The organism is Streptomyces sp. NPDC034037 (genome assembly GCF_055575715.1).
This window is the reverse complement of sequence record NZ_JBVISC010000002.1, coordinates 470,666-490,796: the sequence shown is the minus strand read 5'-3', so window position 1 is coordinate 490,796 and position 20,131 is coordinate 470,666. Positions and strand designations below refer to the sequence as shown.

Below are 20,131 nucleotides of genomic sequence, written 5' to 3'. Positions count from 1 at the left end.
CGACCATGACGTCTTCGACCCCTTCTTCCAGCAACTCCGCTTCGGGCAACTCCGCTTCGGGTAACCCTTCGTCGGGCAACCCCTCGTCGGACCCCGCCGACTCCGCTGCGTCGTCGCGTCCTTCCCGTCCCTCCCGCCCCTCCCGGCGGGACCGGGCCGAGGCCCTGCCCGAGGAGATGCGGGAGGCGCTGCGGCGGCGGCTCGCCGGCCGGGCGGCCGGCGGCGGCTCCGCCCCGGCCGCCCGACAGGGCATCCCGCGGGCCGACCGGGACCACCCGCTGCCGCTGTCCTTCGCCCAGCAGCGGCTGTGGTTCCTGGACCAGCTGCGGCCCGGCGACGCCCGCTACAACAGCGCGGTCGCGCTGCGCCTCACCGGCGCGCCGGACCAGCGGGCGCTCGCCGCGGCCCTGACCGCCGTCGTGACCCGGCACGAGGCGCTGCGCACGACCTTCGAGGAGACCGACGGCCGCCCCGTGCAGCGCGTCCACCCGGCGGGGCCGGTGCCCTTGCCGGTCCGGGACGCCGGCGACCTGGACAAGGACCTCCTGGCGGAGTACTCCCGGCCCTTCGACCTGCGCAACGGCCCCCTGCTGCGCGCCCTGCTGCTGCGCGAGTCCGCGACCTCCCACGTCCTGGTGCTGACAGCCCATCACATCGTCACGGACGGCTGGTCGATGGGCATCGTCCTGGACGAGCTGTGCACCGCCTACGACGCCCTCGCGCGGGGTTCCGCGCCCGCCCTGCCGCCGGTGGCCACGCAGTACCCGGACTTCGCGGTGTGGCAGCGCGAGCGGCTCTCGGGCACCCGCCTCGAAGGCGAACTCACCCACTGGAAGCAGCGGTTGGCCGGTGCGGTGGCACCCGACCTGCCCCTGGACCGGCCGCGGCGCGGCGAGGAGGCGGGCGAGGGCGCCGTCAGCGCCTTCGCCGTCCCGGCCCGGCTGACCGCGCGCCTGCGCGACCTCGCGAGAGAGCAGCACACCACCCTGCACACCGCCCTGGTCGCCGCCGCCCAGGCGCTCCTCGCCCGCTGGTCCGGGCAGGACGACATCACCGTCGGCTCCCTGACGCCCGGCCGCTCCCGCACCGATCTGGAACGAAGCGTCGGCTTCTTCGTGAACACCGTCGTGCTGCGCACCCCGGTGGACGCGGCCGGGTCCTTCCGCGACCTCCTCGCCCGGGCGGCCGAGACGGTGGGCGACGCCTTCGCCCACGGCGACACCCCGTTCGAGCGGATCGTGGAGGCGGTGGGCGCGCCCCGCGAGGCCGGCCGCAACCCGCTGTTCGACGTGCTGGTCCTGCTGCACCCCGCCCCGCCCGCCGCGACCGCCCCGAACGGCCTGGCCACCACCCCGGTCACCGTGCCCCGGCACGCGGCCACCTTCGACCTGAGCATCGAGTTCGTGCCCGGCGAGGACGGCCTGACCGGCCTCCTGGAATACCGCACCGACCTGTTCGACGCGGCCACGGCCGAGCGGATGACCGGGCAGCTCATCCGCCTGCTCGAAGGCGCCTGCGCCGCTCCGGACCGGGCGCTCGGCAGCCTGCCCCTGCTCTCCGAGGAGGAGACCCGGCGCCTCGTCCACGACTGGAACCCCGCCCCGCTCCCCGCCACGGACACCATCCACCCCGAGCTGTTCGAGCGCCGGGCGGCCCAGGACCCCGACGCCCTCGCGCTCGTCGCGGGCGGCGAACGGCTGGACTACGCCACGCTCAACGCCCGCGCCAACCGGCTCGCCCACCACCTCATCGCCCGCGGCGCCGGCCCCGAGCGGCTGGTGGCCCTGCGACTGCCGCGCACCGCCGACATGATCGTGGCGATCCTCGCCGTCTGGAAGTCCGGCGCCGGCTACCTCCCCCTGGACCCGGCCCTGCCCGAGGAGCGCGTCCGGTTCCTCCTGGACGACGCCCGCCCGGCCCTGGTCCTCGACGAACCGGCCCTGCGCGCCGTGCCCGCGACCACCCGTGACACCGACCCCACCGACACCGACCGGCGCGCCCCGCTGACGGCGGACAACACCGCGTACGTCATCTACACCTCCGGCTCCACCGGCCTCCCCAAGGGCGTCGCCGTGACCCACCGCGCGGCGGCGCACCTCCTGGCCGCCCACCGGGTCGGCTTCGTCGCCGAGGCGGGCGGCGGCCCGCTGCGGGTCGCGCTCACCGCGTCCTTCTCCTTCGACACCTCCCTCGAAGGCGTGCTCCTGATGGCCGACGGCCACCCGCTGCACCTGGTCGACGAGACCACCCGGATGGACCCGGCCGCGCTGGTGGAGTACGTCGTCGCACACCGCGTCGACTTCCTCGACGTCACCCCGTCCTACCTGCGGCAACTGCTGCCCGCCGGACTGCTCACCGACCCCCGGCACCACCCCCGGGTCCTCATGCTCGGCGGCGAGGCGGTCGGCCCCGCGCTCTGGCGCGAACTGGCCGCCCACCCGGATGTGACCGCCCACAACTTCTACGGCCCCACCGAGTGCACGGTCGACGCGCTGTCCTGCCGTATCGACGGCGGCGACCGCCCGCTGGTGGGCCGCCCCCTGCCCGGAGTGCGGGCCTACGTCCTGGACGACCGGCTCCGCCCGGTGCCGCCCGGCGTCGGCGGCGAGCTGTACCTCGCCGGCGGCCAGCTCGCCCGGGGCTACGCCGGCCGGCCCGGACTGACCGCGGCCCGCTTCCTGCCCGACCCGTTCGGCGGGCCGGGGGAGCGGATGTACCGCACCGGCGACCTGGCCCGCTGGACCGCCGACGGCCGCCTCGACTACCTCGGGCGCGCCGACGACCAGGTCAAGGTGCGCGGCCACCGCATCGAGCCCGGCGAGATCGAGGCCGCCCTGCTCGCGCTGCCCGCCGTGGCCGCCGCCGCGGTCGTCGCCGTGCCCGACCCGCGGGGCCACACCCGTCTCGCCGCCTACGTCGTCCCCGCGCCCGGCGCGCCCCGGCCCGCCCCCGCCGACCTGCGCACGGCCCTGCGCGAGGTGCTGCCCGACGCCCTGGTGCCGTCCTCCTTCACCTCGCTGGACGCGCTGCCGCTGACCACCAGCGGCAAGCTGGACCGCCGCGCCCTGCCGGCGCCGGAAAACACCGCGGAGGAACGGGAGTTCGTCGCCCCGCGCACCCCCGACGAGGAGACCCTGGCCGGCATCTGGGCCGAGGTGCTCGGCGCGGCCCGGGTGGGGGTCACGGACAACTTCTTCGAGCTGGGCGGCGACTCGATCCTGAGCATCCAGGCCGTCTCCCGCGCCCGCGCCGCGGGCCTGCGCATCGCCTCGCAGGACGTCTTCCGCCACCAGACGGTCGCCGACCTGGCCGCCGCCGCGGCCCGCCGCACCGCCGCCGTGCCCGCGCCCCGCCGCCCGCACCAGGACGGCCCCGCCCCGCTCACCCCCGTACAGGAGTGGTTCCTCGCCACGCACGGACCGCTGCGGCACTTCGCCATGTCGATGCTGCTCGACCTCCCGTACGACCTCGACGAGCGGGCCCTGGACCGGGCCCTGCACGCCGTGGTGGCCCGCCACCCGGCGCTGCGCACCCGCTTCGCTCAGACCGACGGCGCCTGGCGCCAGCACCCCGGCACCGGCCCGGCGAGCGGACTGCTCACCCGCCACGACCCCGCCACCTCGCCCGCCGAGGCCGCGGCAGCGGCCCGCGCGGCCCTGGACCCGGCGACCGGCGCCCTGCTGCGCGCGGCCCTGCTGACCGGCGGGGAGCGGCCCCAACTGTTCCTCACCGCCCACCACCTGGCGGTCGACAGCGTCTCCTGGCGGGTCCTGCTCGCCGACCTCGAACACGCCTACCGGCAGGCGGCCGTCGGCGAGGAACCCCGGCCGGAGCCCGAGCACACCCCGTTCGCCGACTGGGCGCGGACCCTGACCGAACGGGTCCGCGCCGGCGACCTCGACGCCGACCTGCCCCACTGGACGCGGGAAGCGGCTCAGCCCCGCACCCCGCTCCCCGTCGACCTGCCCGGCACCCCCCTCGCCGGGTCCGTGCGCACCGTCCGTACCCGTGTGGACCGGGACACCACCGAGGCGCTGCTGCGGCGGGTGCCGGGCGCGTACCGCACCCAGGTCAACGACGTGCTGCTGAGCGCGCTCGGCCGGGTCCTCGCCGACTGGACGGGCGCCGACCGGGTGACCGTCGCCCTGGAGGGCCACGGCCGGGAGGAGGAACTGGACGAGGGCGCCGACCTGTCCCGCACGGTCGGCTGGTTCACCACCCAGTACCCGGTCACGCTGGCCCCGGCCGGAGACGACGACTGGGCGGCCACCCTGAAGTCCGTCAAGGAGCAGCTGCGGGCCGTGCCCCGCCGCGGCCTCGGCTACCAGGCGCTCGGCCACCTCGGCTCGCCCCGGCCCGAGGCCCGCGCGCTCGGCCGACTGCCGCTGCCCGACGTGTGCTTCACCTACCACGGGCAGTGGGAGGCGGCCGCCGGGGGCGACTTCGCGCCCACCGCCGACGTACCCGGCCGGGACATGGACCCCGGCGCGCCGCTGGACCACCTCCTGGACGTGTCCGCCCTGGTGACCGACGGCGAGCTGGAGATCACCTGGCACTACAGCGACCAGGTGCACCGCGAGGACACCGTGCGGGAGCTTGCCGCGGGCATGGCACGGGCGCTCAACGCCATCGCCGAGCACTGCGCACGCCCCGGCGCGGGCGGGCGCACGCCCTCCGACTTCCCGCTGGCCCGCCTGGACCAGGCGGGAGTGGACCGGCTCGCCGGCGACGGCCGCGACGTCGAGGACCTGCTGCCGCTCACCCCGCTCCAGGAAGGCATGCTCTTCCACCGGCTGGTCGGCGGCGCCGACGACGTGTACGTCGACCAGGCCGCGCTGCTGCTCGAAGGCGTGAGCGACCCGGCCGCCCTCGCCCTGGCCTGGCAGCGGGTGACCGACCGCACGCCCGCCCTGCGCACCTCGGTGGTGTGGGAGGGCGTCCCGGTGCCGCTCCAGGTCGTGCACCGCCGCGTCGAGGTCCCCGTCGTGCGCCTGGACTGGCGCGAGCTGGACGCGGCGCAGCGGGAGGAGCGGCTCGACCGGCTGCGCGCCGACGACCTCGCCCGCGGCCTCGACCTCGGCACCGCCCCCCTGATGCGGCTCACCCTCGTCCGGCTCCCCGACGCCCGGCTGCACCTCCTGTGGACCTCGCACCACCTGATCCTGGACGGCTGGAGCCTCGCCCAGGTGCTCACCGACGTGTCCGAGGAGTACGCGGCGCTCACCACCGGCGCCGAGCCCCGGCCGCCGGCCCGCAGGCCGTTCGGCGACTACGTGCGCTGGCTGGCCGACCGGGACACCGAGGCCGCCCACGCCCACTGGCGCACCGTCCTCGACGGGTTCGCCACCCCCACCCCGCTGCCCGTCGACCGCGCCCGGCGCCCCGGCCACGAGACCCGGTCCGCCGGCGTGCACACGGCCGCGCTGTCCGACGAGGTCTCCGCCCGCCTCGCCCACACCGCCCGGACGGCCGGACTCACCCTCGGCACCGTGGTGCAGGGCGCCTGGGCGCTGCTCCTGTCCCGCTACAGCGCCGAACGGGACGTGCTGTTCGGGACCACCGTCTCCGGACGGCCCGACGACCTGCCCGGCGCCGAGTCGATGGTGGGCATGTTCATCAACACCCTGCCCACCCGCGTCCGTGTCGACGGCGACCGCACCGCCGCCGCCTGGCTCAGGGACCTCCAGGAGGAGCAGGCGCAGGCGCGGCGGTTCGCGGCGGTCTCCCTCGCCGAGCTGACCTCGCTGAGCGACGTACCGGCCGGCAGCCCCCTCTTCGACAGCATGGTGGCCTTCGAGAACTACCCCTTCGACGAGGCGCGTTCGGCCACGACCGGGATACGCCTGGCCGACGTCTCCTCCCGGGACGCCACCAACTTCCCGCTGGTGCTGCGCGCCTACCAGGGCGAGCGGTTCGGCTTCGACCTCGCCCACGACCCTCAGCTGTTCGACGCCACGACCGTGACCTCCCTCGCCGACCGGCTCTGCCTGCTGCTCACGGAGCTGGCCGACGACCCGGAGCGGCCCGTGCGCTCCCTGGCCTGGACCACCGCCGAGGAACGGCGGCGCCTCCTCACCGACTGGAACGGCACCGAGGAGGGCCGCCCCGCCGACACCCTGGACGCGCTGTTCGCCGCCCAGGCCGCCCGCACCCCCGACGCCGAGGCCCTCACCTGCGGCGACGAACGGCTCGACTACGCCGGCCTGGACGCACGGGCGAGCCGTCTCGCCCACCGCCTCGCCGAACTCGGCGCCGGGCCCGAGACGTTCGTCGCCCTCGCGCTGCCCCGCTCCACCGATCTCGTCGTGGCCGTCCTCGCCGTCCTCAAGACCGGCGCCGCCTACCTGCCCATCGACCCCCGGCTGCCCGCGGAGCGCGTGCGGCACCTGCTCGCCGACGCCGCGCCGGTCACGCTGGTCACCACCCGGCAGACCCCGGCGGCCGGCCCGGACGTACCCCGGCTGCTGCTCGACGACCCGCAGGTGCGCGCCGACCTGGCCCGCCGCCCGGCCGCGGGCCCCGCGGGCCGCGCGCTGCCCGAGAGCCCCGCCTACGCCATCTACACCTCCGGCTCCACCGGCCGCCCCAAGGGCGTCGTCGTCCCGCACGCCAACGTGGTGCGGCTCTTCACCCGCACCCGGCACTGGTTCGGCTTCGGGGCCGACGACGTGTGGACCCTCTTCCACTCCTACGCGTTCGACTTCTCGGTGTGGGAGCTGTGGGGGCCGCTGCTGCACGGCGGCCGCCTCGTGATCGTCCCCGAGGACACCGCCCGCTCCCCGGAGGACTTCCTGCGCCTGCTCGCCGACGAGCGGGTCACCGTCCTCAACCAGACGCCGTCCGCGTTCTACCCGCTGATCCGCGCCGACGCCGAACTCCCCGACGTGGGCGACCGCCTCGCCCTGCGCACGGTCGTCTTCGGCGGCGAGGCACTGGACGTGGGCCGCCTCGCCGACTGGTACGCCCGCCACCCGGACACCGCGCCCCGCCTGGTGAACATGTACGGCATCACCGAGACCACCGTGCACGTCACCTACGCCGGCCTCGACCGCGCGGCCGCCCGCCCCGGCGCCGCGAGCCCCATCGGCACCGGCATCCCCGACCTGCGGCTCTACGTCCTCGACGACATGCTCCAGCCGGTGCCCCCGGGCGCCGTGGGCGAACTCTTCGTCGCCGGCGAGGGATTGGCGCGCGGCTACCTGAACCGGCCAGGACTGAGTGCGACCCGCTTCCTCGCCGACCCCTTCGGCCGGCCGGGCACCCGCATGTACCGCACCGGTGACCGGGCCCGCTGGCGGGCCGACGGCACCCTGGAGTACCTGGGCCGCGCCGACCAGCAGGTCAAGATCCGCGGCTATCGCATCGAACCCGGCGAGATCGAGGCCGCCCTGCACGCCCACCCCGGCGTCGGCGCGGCCGCCGTCGGCGTGTACGAGGACAGCGCGGGGACCCGCCGCCTGGTCGCCCACGTCGTCGGCACCGGAACCGGTACGGGCAGCGGCACCGGTACGGGCAGCGGCACAGGCACCGGAGAGCCCGCCACCGCGCCGGCCGCCGCCGAACTCCGCGCCCACCTCGAAGGGCTGCTGCCCGCGCACATGGTGCCCGCCGCCTACGTGCCGATGGCCGCGCTGCCGCTCACCGCCAACGGCAAGCTCGACCGGCGTGCCCTGCCCGCGCCCGGCCCCGACGGCTTCGCCGCCGAGGGCACGCGGACCTCGCCGCGCACCCCGGCCGAACGGCTCGTCGCCGCCGCCTGGACGGACGTACTGGACATCGAGGAGGCCGGCGCCGACGACGACTTCTTCGCCCTCGGCGGCGACTCCATCCTCGCCGTCCGCGTCACCTCCCGGCTGCGCGCCGCCTTCGGCACGGACGTCTCGCCCCGCATGCTGTTCACCCACTCCACGCTCCGCGACCTCGCCGCCGCCCTGGGCGAGCCGGGCGGCGCGGACACCGCCGACGCCATCCCGGCCACCGCCCCGGACACCCCGGCGCCCCTGTCGTACGCCCAGCAGCGCCTGTGGTTCCTCGACCGGTTCGAGCCGGGCGGCACGGAGTTCACGACCCTGTCCGTGCTGCGGCTGCGCGGCTCGCTGGACCAGGCCGCCCTGCGCACCGCCCTGGACGGCCTGGTCGCCCGGCACGAGACACTGCGCACCACGTTCACCGAGCACGACGGCCAGGCCCGCCAGCTCGTCCACCCGCCCCGGCCCGTGGACCTGCCCGTGGTCGACCTCCCGGACGACGCCGCCCTGGACGCTCTCGTGGACCGGATCGCCGCCGCCCCCTTCGACCTGGCCACGGGCCCCCTGCTCCGCGCCCACCTGGCCCGGTCCGCCCCCGACGAGCACGTCCTCGTCCTGGCCGTGCACCACATCGTCACCGACGGCTGGTCCAGCGGTGTGCTCGCCCGGGACCTGGGCGAGCTGTACGCGGCCGCCCTGGAGGACCGCCGCCCGCGGCTGCCCGCGCTCCCCGTCCGCTACGCCGACTACGCGTCCTGGCAGCGTTCCCGCGCCGACCGCGCCGACGCCGAACTCGCCTACTGGCGCCGCGCCCTGGACGGCGTGAGCCCGCTGGAGCTGCCCACCGACCGGCCGCGCCCGGCCGTCCGCGGCCGCGACGGCGCCCTGCTGACCTTCACCCTGCCCCCCGCGCTCACCGAGCGGCTGCGCGAACGGGCCAGGGAGACCGACGCCACCCTCTACATGACCCTGGTGACGGCCTGCCAGACGCTGCTCGCCCGCTGGGCGGGCCAGGAGGACGTCACCGTCGGCACCGTCACCGCCGGACGCGAACGCGCCGAACTGCACGACCTGGTCGGCATGTTCGTCAACACCCTGGTGCTGCGCGCCCGGGTCCGCCCCGGTGTGCCCTTCCGGGACCTGCTCGCCGAGGTGCGCGACACCGCCCTGGAGGCGTTCGCCCACCAGGAGGTGCCCTTCGAGCGGGTGGTGGACGCCCTCCAGCCCGAACGGGACACCAGCCGCACCCCGCTGTTCCAGGTCATGGTCGCCCTGCACAACCTCGGCGCCGAGCCGCTGCGCCTGCCCGGCCTGACGGCGGAGCCCGTGACACCGCCGGTGCGCGTCGCCACCTACGACCTCGCCTTCGACTTCGTGGAGGGCGAGGAGGGCCTGACCGGGCACCTGGAGTACAACACCGGACTTTTCGACCCCGACACCGCCGAACGCCTCGCCGCCCGACTGCGCGTCCTGCTGGAGGCCGTCGCGGCGGACCCCGGACAGAGCGTGGACCGGCTGCCGCTGATGACCGACGACGAGCGGCACCGCGTACTGCGCCACGGGGAGGGCATCCACCTGCCCGAGCCGGACACCACCTTCCCCGCCCTCTTCGAGGCACAGGCCGCCCGTACGCCGGAGCACACCGCCCTGGTCGCCCGCGACGCCGCGCTGGACCTCGCCGCCCTCAACCAGCGCGCCAACCGGCTCGCCCACCACCTCATCGCCCAGGGCGCGGGACCGGAGGACGTGGTCGCCGTCCGACTGCCCCGCACCTGCGACCTGGTGGTGGCGGTGCTCGCCGTCCTCAAGGCGGGCGCCACCCTGCTCTGCCTGGACCCCGCACTCCCCGCCGAACGGCAGGACTTCCTCCTCGCCGACGCCCGCCCGCACACCCTCCTGACCGGCCTCGACACGGTGCCGTGGGACCGGCTGCCCGCCCACGACCCGACCGACGCCGACCGCGTCCGGCCCCTGCGGCCCCAGAACACCGCCTACCTCATCTACACCTCGGGCTCCACCGGCCGCCCCAAGGGCGTCGCCGTCGAACACCGCAACCTCGTCAACCTCTGCCACGACCACCGCGCCGGCCTGCTCGCCCCGCACACCGCCGACGGGCGACGGCTGCGGGCCGCGCTCAGCGCCTCCTTCTCCTTCGACACCTCCTGGGAAGGACCGCTGCTCCTCGCCCTCGGCCACGAGGTCCACCTCATCGACGAGGACGTCCGCCTGGACCCGCGCGCGTTCTGCGACCAGGTCGCCGAACACCGCCTCGACCTGGTCAACGTCACCCCGTCCTACCTGCGCGAACTCACCGCCGCCGGGCTGCTCGCCGCCGACCGCCACCACCCGCGCCTGCTCCTCGTCGGCGGGGAGGCCGTCACCCCGGCCGGCTGGCGCGACCTCGTGCGCGCCGAACGCGACCTGGGCATCGCCGTGTACAACATGTACGGGCCCACCGAGACCACCGTCGACGCCGTCTACGGCCGCTGCGCCGACCGACCGGACCGCCCGGTCATCGGCCGCCCCGGCGGCAATCTGCGGGCCTACGTCCTCGACGCCGCCCTGAACCCGGTGCCGCCCGGCACCCCCGGCGAGCTGTACCTGGCCGGGGCGCAGGTGGCCCGCGGCTATCTGCACCGGCCCGGCCTCACCGCCGCCCGCTTCCTCGCCGACCGGTTCGGAGCGCCCGGCGAACGGATGTACCGCACCGGTGACCGGGCCCGCTGGGACCGGGACGGGCTCCTGGAGTTCCTCGGCCGGGTGGACGAGCAGGTCAAGATCCGCGGGTTCCGCATCGAACCCGGCGAGGTGGAGGCCGCCCTCCTGGACCACCCGGACATCGCCGACGCCGCCGTCGCCGCCCGCGAGAACGCCGGCCGCCTCATGCTCGTCGGCTACGTCGTACCCGCCACCGACCGCGTCCCAGCCCCGGACGCCCTGCGCCTCGCGCTGCGCCGCACCCTGCCCGACCACATGGTGCCCGCCGCGTTCGTCCCGCTGGCCCGCATCCCGCGCACCACCAGCGGCAAGACCGACCGCCGCGCCCTGCCCGCCCCGCCCGCGCAGCCCGACAGCGACACGCCCTACGTCGCTCCCCGGGCCGGCACGGAGGAACGCCTGGCCGCCATCTGGGCGCAGGTGCTCGGCGTCGAACGCGTCGGCGCCCGCGACAACTTCTTCACCCTCGGCGGCGACTCCATCCTGAGCATCCAGATCGTCTCCCGCGCCCGGCAGGCCGGACTCACCCTCGCCACCAAGGACGTCTTCCGCCACCAGACGGTCGCCGAACTCGCCCTGCGCGTAACGGAGTCGGCCCCGGAACAGGAAGTCGCCGAGGAGCCGACCGAGGCGCCGCTCACCCCGATCCAGCGCTGGTACCTGGACGGCCGCGACCCGGGGCAGCGGCTCCGGTTCACCATGACCCAGCGCCTCGAACTCGCGCCGGACACCCCCGCGACGACACTCCGGGCCGCCACCGACGCCCTCGTACGCCACCACGCCGCCCTGCGCACCCGGTTCCGCCACACCATCGACGGCTGGCGCCAGGACGTCCTGGCCGAGGTACCGGACGGCGTCTTCACCCGGCACGAGGTGGCCGGCCTTACCGACCCGGCCCTGGAGGCCGAGGTGCAGCGGCTGACGGACGAGGCGCAGGCTGCCCTGAGCCCCGCCGACGGGCGGGTCGTCCGCGTCCTGTTCTTCGACCGGGGTCCGGGCCGGCCCGGCCAACTGGTCGTCACCGCCCACCACCTGGTCATCGACGGCGTCTCCTGGCGCATCCTGCTCGCGGACCTGGAGGCCGCCCAGCGGGCCGCGGCGCTCGGCCGGCCCGTGGAACTGCCCCCCACCGGCACGTCGTACGGCCGCTGGGCCACCCGCCTCGACCGGCACACCCGCTCCGGGGCGCTCGACGCCGACCTGCCGTACTGGACGCGCACCGGCACGGCACCGGCCGCCCTGCCCGCCGGCCGTCCCGGCCCCAACACCCACGGCACGGCCGCCACCCTCACCGTCACCCTGGACACGCGGACCACCGAAGCCCTGCTGCGCGAGGTCCCCCGGGCCTACCGCACCCAGGTCAACGACGTCCTGCTCAGCGCCCTCGGCCGCACCCTGGCCCGCTGGTGCGCACGCGACACCGTCCTGCTGGGCGTCGAGGGCCACGGCCGGGAGGAGCTGTTCGCGGACGTGGACCTGTCGCGGACCGTCGGCTGGTTCACCGCCGAGTTCCCGCTCGCCCTGCGCGTCGCCCCGGACGCCGGCTGGCACGACACGCTCCGCTCGGTCAAGGAACAGCTGCGCGCGATACCGCTGCACGGCCTGAGCCACGGCGCCCTGCGCCACCTCGTGCCGGACAGCCCGCTCGCCGCGGCCCCCGGCCCGCAGATCGGCTTCAACTACCACGGCCAATGGGACACGGACACCGCCGAAGGCCTGTTCCGCGGCGCCCTGCCCCCGGCCGGCCAGGACACCGACCCGGACGAACCCCGCCCCTACCTCCTGGACATCACCGGCGTGGTCCAGCGGGGCCGGCTCGAACTGGGCTGGACCTACCCCGCGGCCGTCTACGACCGGGCCACCGTCCACCGCCTCGCCCAGGACACCCTCGCGGCCCTGCGGGAGATCGTGGCGCACTGCGCCCGCCCCGAGGCGGGCGGCCGCACCCCCTCCGACTTCCCCCTCGCCGGCCTCGGCCAGGAGCAGCTCGACCGGCTCCTGGGCACCGGCCCGCACGCCGAGGACGTCCTGCCGCTCACCCCGCTCCAGTCCGGCATGCTCTTCCACGGCCTCGTGGACACCGAGCACGCCTACTTCGACCGCACGGCCGTACGACTGTCCGGCGTGGCCGATCCGGACGCCTTCGCCACCGCCTGGCAGCAGGTCGCCGACCGCACCCCGGCACTGCGCACCAGCGTCCACTGGCACGGCCTGCCGCACCCCGTCCAGGTGGTCCACCGCCACGCGGAACTGCCCGTCCGCCACCTCGACTGGCGCGCGCTCACCCCCGCCGAGCGCACCGCGGCCACGGAGCGGCTGCTCGCCGAGGACCGCGCCGCCGGCATGGACCTCGGCACGGCACCGCTCACCCGGCTCGCCCTGGCCGCCCTGCCCGGCGACGAGGTGCTCCTGGTGTGGTCCACCCACCACATCGTCCTCGACGGCTGGAGCACCGGCCAGCTGCTGACCGAGGTCTGCGAGCGCTACGCCGCGCTCACCGGCGGCCCGGACCAGGCACCCCCGCTGCGGCGGCCCTTCGCGGACTTCCTGCACTGGCTGCGGGAGCAGGACGAGACGGCGGCCGAGCGGCACTGGGCCGAGGCCCTCGCCGGGTTCACCGCCCGCACCCCGCTGCCCTACGACCGCACGCCCGCCGAGGCCCACCGCGCCCGTTCCGCGGCGGCCGTCCACCACGAACTGGACGACGGCCTCTCGCGGCGCCTGCGGGAGAGCGCCGCCCGCGCCGGACTCACCGTGAACACGGTGGTGGAGGGCGCCTGGGCGCTGCTCCTCGCCCGCTCCGGCGGACGCGACGACGTGGTCTTCGGCACCACCGTCTCCGGCCGCCCGGCCGAACTGCCCGGCGTCGAGGGCATGATCGGCATGTTCATCAACACCGTGCCGACCCGGGTCCGCATACCCGCCGGACCGGTGCTGCCCTGGCTGCGCGACCTCCAGGAACGGCAGAGCGACGCCCGCCGCTTCGACTTCCTCGCCCTGCCCCGCATCCAGTCCGTCAGCGAAGTTCCGCCCGGCGAGGCCTTGTTCGACAGCATGCTGGTGTTCGAGAACTACCCCGTGGACGAGTCGGCGACGGCCCGCACCGGCGTCCGCGTCGAGGAGGTCCGCGCCGACGACGCCACCACCTTCCCCTGGTGCCTCCGCGCCCACCTGGCCGAACGGCTCGGCTTCGACCTGTCCTACGACCCCGAGCTGTTCGACGCCGCCACCGCCGAACGCGCCGCGGACCGGCTCGCCGGACTGCTCACCGCCCTCGCCGACGGATTCGACACCGACCTGAGCGACCTGGACGTACTCGCCCCGGCCGACCGCCAACTGCTGGCCGCCTGGAACACCACCGCCCGCCGGACCGTGCCGCGCAGCCCCGTCGACCTCTTCACCGAACAGGCCCGACGCACCCCGGACGCGCCCGCGGTCCACGACGGCGAACACCGCCTGACCTATCGTCAACTCCAGGACTGGGCAGGCGCACTGGCCGACCGCCTGCGGGCCGACGGACTGGCCCCCGAGGACCGGGTGGCCCTCCTGCTCGACCGCTCCGCCGAACTGGTCGTCGCCCAGCTCGCGGTACTCCTGGCCGGCGGCGCCTACGTCCCCGTCGACGCCCGCGCCCCCGAGGAACGCCGCCGCACCCTGCTCACCCAGGCGGGCGCCACCCGCCGGCTGACCGCCCCGGAAGTGACGGCGGCCCGCCCCGCCCCCACGGAGCCGCACGACGGCGGGACGGGCCCCTTGCCGGCCGCCGATCCCGACCAGTTGGCGTACGTGATGTTCACCTCCGGCTCCACCGGACTGCCCAAGGCGGTCGCGGTACGGCACCGGGACGTGGCGGCGCTGGCCACCGACAGCCGGTTCGCCGGCGGGGTGTGCGACCGCGTGCTGCTGCACTCACCGGTGGCGTTCGACGCCGCGACCTTCGAGGTGTGGGCGCCACTCCTCAACGGCGGCTGCGTGGTCGTGGCCCCGGGTGACACCGTCGACGCGGCCACGCTGCGCCGGCTCGCCGCCGCCGACGGCGCACCGACCGCGCTGTGGCTGACCGCCGGTCTCTTCCGGCTGCTCGCCCAGGACGCGCCCGACTGCTTCCGCGGCCTCGCCCAGGTGTGGACCGGCGGTGACGTCGTACCGGCACAGGCCGTGCGCCGCGTCCTCGACGCCTGCCCCGGCCTGACCGTCGTCGACGGCTACGGCCCCACCGAGACCACCACCTTCGCGACCTCCCACGCCCTCGGCGACCCGGCGGCGGTGCCCGACACGATCCCCGTCGGGCGGCCGCTGGACGACATGCGGGCACTCGTCCTCGACACCCGGCTGCGGCCCGTACCGCCGGGCTGCCCGGGCGAGCTGTACCTGGCGGGCGAGGGTGTCGCCCGGGGCTACCTCGGCCGCCCCGGCGACACCGCCGCCCGCTTCCTCGCCGACCCGCTCGGCCCGCCCGGCGCCCGCATGTACCGCACCGGCGACCTGGCCAGGCGGCGCCCGGACGGCACCGTCGAGTTCCTCGGCCGCGCCGACGACCAGGTCAAGATCCGCGGCTTCCGGGTGGAACCCGGCGAGGTGGAGGCCGCGCTCGCCGCCCACCCGGACGTCGTCGACGTGGCCGTCCTGGCCCGCGAGGACCGCCCCGGCGCCAAGCGGCTCGTCGCCTACGTCGTCGGAGGGGCCGGCGAGGACGCCGAGGAGCTGCGGGCGTTCGCCGCCCGCAGCCTGCCCGACTACCTCGTGCCCACCACCGTCGTCCCGCTCGCCGCACTGCCGCTCAGCCGCAACGGCAAGGTCGACCGGGCCGCCCTGCCCGCCCCGGACGCCGTGCCGGGCCGCGAACGGGTCGAGCCCCGCACCGAGGCCGAACGCCGCACGGCGGACGTCTTCGGCGAGGTCCTCGGCAGCGAACCGCCGGGCGTGGAGGACGACTTCTTCCAGCTCGGCGGCGACTCGATCCTCAGCATCCGGCTCGCCTCCCGCCTCGCCGAGGCCTTCGACGCCGACGTCACCCCGCGCGCCGTCTTCACGCACCCGACACCGGCCGCCCTGGCAGGCCTGCTCGGCGAGCGGCGCGGCACCGGCCGCCCGGGGCTCGTCCCGGTCGCCCGCGACGCCGTCGCCCCGATGTCCCACGCCCAGCAACGCCTCTGGTTCCTGCACGAATTCGAGCCCGACGGCGCCGAGTACGTCACCACACTCGCCCTGCGCCTGCGCGGCACCCTGGACACCGGGGCACTGCGCGCCGCCCTCGGCGCCGTGGTCGCCCGGCACGAGTCGCTGCGCACCACCTTCGACAGCGTCGACGGACACGGCATCCAGCGCGTCCACCCGCCCCACGACGTACCCCTGCCCCTGCGGGACCTGACCCGGCTCGGCGCGGGGGAGCGGGAAGCGGCCCTGCGCCGCCTGCTCAACGAGGAACGTCTGAACCCCTTCGACCTGCGCGAGGGACCGCTGCTGCGCGCCGGCCTGCTCCGGCTCGCCGAGCACGAGCACGTCCTCGCCCTCACCCTGCACCACATCGTCACCGACGGCTGGTCCACCTCCGTCCTGCTCGGGGACCTCGCGCACTTCTACCGCGCCGAACTCGGCGCAGCAGAGAGCGAGTTGGCGCCGCTGCCGGTGCAGTACGCCGACTACGCCCACTGGCAGCGCACCGCCGGCGACACCGAGACCGCCGGACATCTCGCCTACTGGAAGGAGCAACTGGCCGACACCGCGCCGCTGGAGCTGCCCACCGACCGGCCCCGGCCCGCCGTGCGCACCAGCGCCGGCGCGACCGCCCGCCTGGTGGTGCCCGCCACCACCGCCCGACGGCTCACCCGCCTCGCCCGGGACCACGGCACCACCCTGTTCACCACACTCGTGGCCGCCGCCCAGACCTACCTGGCCCGGCTGTCCGGCGCCGAGGACATCACCGTCGGCACCGTCAACGCCGGCCGCGACCGGCCCGAGACACAGGCCCTCGTCGGCTTCTTCGTCAACACCCTCGTGCTGCGCTCCCGGGCCGAGGCCGACCGGCCCTTCACCGCGTTCCTCGGCGACGTACGGCAGACCGTCCAGGACGCCTTCGCCCACCAGGACGTACCGTTCGAACGCGTCGTGGACGAGGTGCAGCCCGTCCGCGACACCAGCCGCAGCCCGCTCTTCCAGGTCATGGTCGTCCTCCAGAACACCCCGGCCGTCGCCCTCGACCTGCCCGGCCTGGACGTCGCCGACGTCGAACCGGACTCGGAGCAGACCGCGTTCGACCTCACCCTGGAGTTCGCCGAGACCGCATCGGGCGACCTGCACGCCCTGCTCACCTACAACACCGACCTGTTCGACGCGGCCACGGCCGACCGCATGGCCGGACAGCTCGGCGTCCTGCTGCACGCCGTCGCCGAGGACCCCCGCCGCCCGCTCGGCGCGCTCCCGCTCGCCTCCGACGACGAACGAGCGAACCTGCCGGCCCAGGGCCGGGGCACCTTCCGCCCGGTGCCCGAGACCACCCTGGCCGCCCTGTTCGCGCAGCAGGCGGCACGCACCCCGCACGCCCCGGCACTGATCGACGGCGACCGGGAGATGACCTACGCCGACGTGGACCGGGCCGCCGACCGGCTGGCCCACCGGCTCGTCCGGGACGGTGTCGGACCCGAGCGCGTGGTCGCCCTCGCCCTGCCGCGCTCGGCGGCCGCCGTGGTGGCGCAGCTCGCCGTCGCCAAGGCCGGCGGCGCCTTCCTGCCCGTGGACCCCGACTACCCGCCGCAGCGGCGGGAGTTCATGATCCGGGACGCGGGCGCCCACCTGGTCATCGACGACCCGGCCGAGGTGTGGTCCACCGAGGGACCGGACACACCGCTCACCGACGCCGACCGCACCACCGCGCTCACCCCCGCCCACCCCGCGTACGTCATCTACACCTCCGGCTCGACGGGCGCGCCCAAGGGCGTCGTGGTCACCCACCGGGGCCTCGCCTCCTTCGCCGCGGCGGCCGCCGAACAGTACGCGGCGGGACCCGGCGACCGGGTGCTCCAGTTCGCCTCCCCGAGCTTCGACGCCTCCGTACTGGAACTGTGCGTCTCCCTGCTCAGCGGGGCCGCGCTGGTCACGGGCGAGGAAGGCCCCCTGGTCGGTGAGCGGCTGGCGCAGGTGCTCGCCGACCGGCGGATCAGCCACACGCTGATTCCACCGGCGGCGCTGGCCACCCTGGCGCCGGAGACCGCCGCCGACCTGCCCCACCTGCGCACCCTCATCGTCGGCGCCGAGGCCTGCCCGGCCGACCTGGTCGACACCTGGGCGGCCGGCCGCCGCATGGTCAACTCCTACGGCCCCACCGAGGCCACCGTGGTCGCCACCTGGACCGGCCCGCTGACCCCGGGCACCGGCACGCCGACCATCGGCCGCCCGTCCGGCGCCACCCGCGTGTTCGTGCTCGACGCCGCTCTGCGCCCCGTACCGCCCGGCGTCACCGGCGAGCTGTACCTCGCCGGGCCCGGCCTCGCCCGCGGCTACCTGGGCCGGCCGGGACTCACCGCCCAGCGATTCCTGCCCGACCCGTTCGGCACGCCGGGGGAGCGGATGTACCGAACCGGGGACCTGGTGCGCTGGACCGCCGACGGGCGGCTGCGGTTCGCCGGCCGCGCCGACGACCAGGTCAAACTGCGCGGCTTCCGGATCGAACCCGGGGAGGTGGAGAGCGCGCTGCGGCGCAGCCCGCTGGTGCGGGACGCGGCCGTGGTCGTCCGCGCCGGGGACGGGCCCGGCGCGCCGGCCCGGCTCGTCGCCTACGTCGTACCGGCCCCGCCGACCGCCCCCACCGACCCCGGACCGTCCGCTGCCGCCCCCTCGGCCACCGGAGCGGCCGGGACCGCGCTGCCCGTCGGGGAACTGCGGCTGCACCTGGGCGGGACACTGCCCCCGCACATGGTGCCCTCCGTCTTCGTGCCGCTGGAGCGGCTGCCGCTCACCCCGAGCGGCAAGACCGACCGGCGGGCGCTGCCCGCACCCGGGCCCGCCCAGGCCGTGGACGGCCCGCGGACCGCGCCGCGCACCGACACCGAACGCCGCATCGCCCGCATCTGGGCCGACGTGCTCGGCATCGAGGAGGTCGGCGCCGACGGCAACTTCTTCGCGCTCGGCGGCGACTCCATCCTCAGCATGCAGGTCGTCTCCCGGATGCGCCGCGACGGACTGCACGTCGCGACCCGGGACCTGTTCACGCACCAGACCGTCGCCGAACTCGCCACCGTGGTCCGCGCCGCGCCCCGGCCCTCGGCGGACGGCCCGGTCACCGGCGAGGTGCCGCTCACCCCGATCCAGGAGTGGTTCCTGACCACACCCCGCGCGGCCCACCACCACTTCAACCAGTCGGCGCTCCTCGAACTCGACGGTCCCCCCGACCCGCGAGCGCTGCGCGCCGCGCTCGACGCCCTCCTCGAACACCACGACGCCCTGCGCATGCGCTTCACCCGGGACGAGCACGGCTGGCGGCAGTTCAACCCGCCGCCCGCCGCGGGCGCCGACATCCTCGTACGCCACGACCTGACCGGTCTGTCCACCGAGGACGCCGACGCGGCGATGGCCAAGGCCGCCGACGAACTCCACGCGGGCTTCGACCTGGCCGGTGGCCCGCAGCTGCGGGCGGCCCTGTTCACCGGGGACCCGGAGCGGCCCGCCTACCTCCTCCTCGTCGCCCACCACCTGGTGGTGGACGCCGTCTCCTGGCGCGTCCTGCGCGACGACCTGGAAAGCGCCTACCGACAGGCCCGCCAGGGCGATCCGGTCGCGCTCGGCGAGCGCGGCACCAGCTTCCGCGAGTGGTCCCGGCGCCTGGCCGCGCACGTCGCCGAGGGCGGCCTGGACAGCGAACTGCCGCACTGGGAGCAGACGGTGGGCGCCGAGCCCGCCCCGGCGGACCCGGCCACGGCGAGCGGAGGCGGACCGGCCGCCACCGTGAGCGTGGAACTCGACGAGGACGACACCACGGCGCTGCTGCGCTCGGCGCCCACCGCCTACCGCACCCGCGTCAACGACGTCCTGCTCGCCGCGCTCGCCCTCGCGCTGGCCCGCTGGACCGGCCAGGACCGCATCCGCCTGGACCTGGAGGGCCACGGCCGGGAGGACCTGCTCGACGGCGTCGACCTCTCGCGCACCGTCGGCTGGTTCACCACCGTCTACCCGGTCGCCATCCAGGTGCCGGGCCCCGGCGACCTCGGCCCCGACCGCGACTGGCGGTCCCTGGTCAAGGCGGTCCGCCGCCAGCTGCGCGCCGTGCCCGGCAACGGCATCGGCTACGGCGCCCTGCGCACCTTCGGGCCGCCCGAGGTCCGTGAACGCCTCGGCGCCCAGGCCCACAGCCAGGTGGTGTTCAACTACCTCGGCCAGTGGGACGCGCGCCCCGAGACGGCGGACGGCGGCCTGGTCCGCGCCGAACACGGCTCCTTCGGACAGGACCACGACCCGAGGGACCCCGGCTCGCACCCGGTGGAGGTGGTGGGCGCGGTGCAGCACGGCCGGCTCGCCTTCACCTGGCACCACCGGCCCGGCCTGCACGACACGGCGGCCGTGCGCCGGGCGGCCGAGGACTTCGGCGAGGCCCTGCGCCACCTCGCCCGGCACGCCCGGGGAGGCCGGTGACCCCACCCCGGTCCCGCGAGGCACCGCCCCGGCGCACCGCC

General features: G+C 76.1%; 1 protein-coding gene. It reads left to right on the top strand.

The features are described from left to right. Nucleotides 1-5 precede the first annotated feature (5 nt). Nucleotides 6-20,090 carry a non-ribosomal peptide synthase/polyketide synthase gene (locus tag ACZ516_RS07895; RefSeq protein ID WP_469009094.1) on the top strand — a complete coding sequence of 6,695 codons (20,085 nt, stop codon included), beginning with the start codon at nucleotides 6-8 and terminating at the stop codon, nucleotides 20,088-20,090. The last annotated feature ends 41 nt before the right edge of the window (nucleotides 20,091-20,131 follow it).

Excerpts from the sequence above, each read along its gene's own strand:
- ACZ516_RS07895 (WP_469009094.1), top strand. The coding sequence starts at position 6 with ATGACGTCTTCGACCCCTTCTTCCAGCAACTCCGCTTCGGGCAACTCC.